The sequence below is a fragment of the Candidatus Eisenbacteria bacterium genome (assembly GCA_016867495.1).
Classification (GTDB): domain Bacteria; phylum Eisenbacteria; class RBG-16-71-46; order CAIMUX01; family VGJL01; genus VGJL01.
On the sequence record VGJL01000304.1, the window covers coordinates 1 to 2,261 of the forward strand.

Genomic DNA, 2,261 nt, shown 5'->3' on the forward strand with positions numbered 1-2,261 from the left:
GGGTTGACTACGAACTCGTGTGGGATGTCGTGCAGCGGCCTGTGCCCGGACTAAAGTCGCAGATTGCGAGGATCCTCGAAGAGTAACGGCGGCGGCTACTCCTTGCCCTGGCCACACCGTGTCAACGAACACTGAACGGTGAGCCATTGTGAACAGTGAAAAGTGGACCACCCCCCAGGGGCCCGGTGGCGGGGTCGTTGCCGGATCGTGGGCCGTGTTGTTCGCCGATTCCGGTCTGGATCCATGTTCTCGCGGGACTGCCATCGCCTCGAGCCGGCGTTGAGGTCTTCGCGGATGACGACGAAGGTTAGCCTTGGCTTTCAACTGTAGTCGAATATTTATTCGGCTATGACCTCAACGGCATTCAGACTTGGCTTTGTCGAGTGCCGCGATTTGCTCGCCCGGCGCTTGGACGAGTCATCTCCCTGCAGAAGCTGCAGGGTCAGCTGCAGGACCCTGGTGCCCTTGAGACCATCGCCCACTACCTGCGGTTGCTTGAGGATGCATACCTGGTCGCCGCAGTGCCGAAGTACGTGAAGAGCGCGCTGCGACAGCGTTCTTCTCCGCCCAAGCTCGTGACTCTGAACAATGCCCTGGTTGCGGTGATGGACCCTCGAGGTGTCGTTGATCCGGTGTCTGACCCGGTCCGGTTTGGCGCCTGGACCGAGAACGCCTGTTTGGCCCACGCCTGGAACGCGGGCCAGCGCGTCTCCTACTGGCGCGAGGAGCCCTATGAAGTGGATGGCGTGTTTGAGGGAAGCTGGGGATCGTGGGCGGTCGAGATCAAGACCGGCGGGTTTCACGTGCACGATTTGTCGGCACTGGCGGAGTTCGTTCGTCGCCATCCGCGGTTCCTGCCGTTGGTGATCTGTGACCGCCAGGGGCGGGCGACGGCAAGTCGGGCGGGGATCGCTTCCATGACCTGGCAGGAGTTCCTCGCGGGGGAGCCTCTGCCCGGAGTGGAGGCGTAGAAACGTTCGTAAGCGGGTACGAGTGGGGACCCGGCCATATGCGGCTACGAACTCAAGGGCGTCGAGTGGTGAACGCTCCCGGGACGGCCGCGCCCCCCGCGAGTCTCAGCCGTTCGTCCGGACGAGGTAGAGGTATTCCTTGTTCGTGAGGTGGCCGGCCTTCCCGACCTTCTTCCCGTCCGGGTTGTAGATGCCGATCCTCGCCCCGATGTAGCGGCGGAAGTCGATCTCGTGGACCTCGACCGTCCCCCGCTCCCCCAGAAGGGACTCCATCTGCGCCCGGGTCACGAACCCCTCATTGCTGAAGGAGACCACGATGTACCGCGCCCTGAGGGCCTCGATCACCCCGCGCAGCGCGTCTCCTATGCTGCGGCGCGAGTTGAAGGCGCTCCGGTACCGCTTGCAGGCGATCCTCTTGCAGGCGACGCCGTAGACCTCCTGCTTGTCCCAGCGAACAAGCGACTCCCAGATGTGGTAGTTGCCGAGGTAGCTGTGCTGATTGTAGGGGGGATCCACATAGGCGAGATCGCCATCCCAGGAGGCGGCCACATCGGTGGCGTCCGCGCAGAGGGCCCGCCCGGGCCCGGCCAGCACGCGGGGAAGGCGGAGTTCGAGATCTCCCAGAGCCCTCGGCGCCCACTCCTTTAGATAGGCCATCTGGACCCCTGTGGTGGAGTCGACCCGATCCGCGCCTTCCATGAGCGATGTCAGCGCGATCGCCTGCAGGTCGGGATCGAGGTCTCGCCTCGCGATCGCTTCGCGGATCGCGTCGATCCTGGCCCCGTTCTTGGGATGGAAGAATCGCGATCGAAGGCAGTAGGTCTCCGTGAAGTAGCCCGCGCGGGGCCGGACGCGGCTCAGCTCGCGGATCAGCCGCTCCGCCTTTCCGATCAACCGCCGTCGATCCGCCTGCACGTAGCAGCGGGCCAGAACATAGGCATAGGCGTTGTGGTCGTTCGCCACGACATCGTAGCCGTCTTCCTTCAAGGCGTGCGCGACGCGGCCGGTCCCCGAGAAGAGATCGACGACTCTCCGGACATCGCCAAGAGAGCGAACGATCTCGAGGATCTTCGGTATGAGCAGGCGCTTCGACCCGATGTACTTGATCACGGCTAGCCGGCCGCGCCCTCTCCGCGGGCCTTGGCATAGGCCACGAGTTGCGCCTTGTACGTCTCGGCCGACTCGGGATCCTGCCGGATCAGGTGTTGCGCGAGCGACCGGACCTTCTCCGACTCCTCCCCCGCTATCACGTACAGGGTGAGAAGATCCCGCGCCGCCACCAGCGGGAAT

At 64.2% G+C, this 2,261-nt stretch carries 2 protein-coding genes; one reads left to right on the forward strand and one right to left on the reverse strand.

Annotated elements, in window-relative coordinates; all coding sequences use genetic code 11:
- The first annotated feature begins 362 nt into the window (after positions 1-362).
- Entirely contained in the window at positions 363-971 is a 609-nt protein-coding gene (locus tag FJY88_13725) for a DUF4143 domain-containing protein (GenBank protein MBM3288385.1), read from the forward strand.
- Between the two features lie 105 nt (positions 972-1,076).
- Here FJY88_13725 and FJY88_13730 read toward each other — a convergent pair whose 3' ends face one another.
- Positions 1,077-2,081, reverse strand: a complete 1,005-nt coding sequence (locus FJY88_13730; GenBank protein ID MBM3288386.1) for a DNA methyltransferase — start codon at positions 2,079-2,081, stop codon at positions 1,077-1,079.
- Positions 2,082-2,261 lie beyond the last annotated feature (180 nt).